Annotated in this window: 2 protein-coding genes; both read right to left on the bottom strand. The window is 41.5% G+C overall.

The genetic code is table 11. The features are described 5' to 3' along the window. On the bottom strand, positions 1 to 169 hold a 169-nt coding region (locus AC1DWN_RS34590), incomplete at its 3' end, for a spore germination protein GerW family protein (protein ID WP_477563321.1). Continuing rightward, positions 142 to 827 (bottom strand): DUF2953 domain-containing protein (locus tag AC1DWN_RS34595; protein WP_477563320.1); only part of this gene is annotated, 686 nt, incomplete at its 5' end. The genes AC1DWN_RS34595 and AC1DWN_RS34590, both read right to left, overlap by 28 nt.

An 827-nucleotide genomic window follows, 5' to 3' on the forward strand; every position in this document is an offset into this window, starting at 1 on the left:
GAATGTCACTGCCCCCAGCTACAAATCCGAAGCCAACCTTGGAGATAGGCATAATAATGCTGCCGTCAGGCGTTTGAACAGGACTGCCAACGATGGTGTCAACGTCCACCATTTCCTTGATATTTTCCATTGCTGTCTGCATTAAACCTTGAATAGGATGTTCTGCCATGCTTTGACGCCTCCTTTCATTTTGTTCTTCCGAACTAAAAGCTGAAGTCCGGCAAGGATAGCATAACCTAAGCGGATTTGAGCTATACACGACCATTCCGTCGTAAATGCAGTATGCTGATAAATGGGTAATACACTCATTTTCGGCTCCGTTTTAAGCTTAACCATTTGCGACAGAAACCCAATTATTGAAGTTTTAACCGACCATAGGAAGCCAGTTGTCATAGCGGTCCACATTGCATCTCCCGTACCAACTGAAGTCGTCCAATTCCATTCCACAAGACGTACCTTTTTTAAGGTATGCCTAGCCCAACCCTTCAAATGATATGTAATTTCCAGAACATGCTTTAACTTTTCAATCCAGCTAACGACTTTATCCTCATTGATCTCATCATTGAATTGCTTCCATGTGTCAATGCCAACATTTGTACGCGTCACCTGTTCCTTGATTTCTAACGATTTACCTGTAAATTGGATAATGGGTATTTTAATACGGTACTTAATCAGTCCGAATAGTGCTTTCACATTCAATTCTGCATCATCATTGTTGTTATCCACTCTTCTAAAATGCCCATTAATAATGACAGGCGAAGACAAAATGACAACTAAAATGAGCAAAAAAAAGAGACCGACCGCCGTTATCCAACCGTAAGGGTAAC

The organism is Paenibacillus sp. P4_A7 (assembly GCF_056402455.1).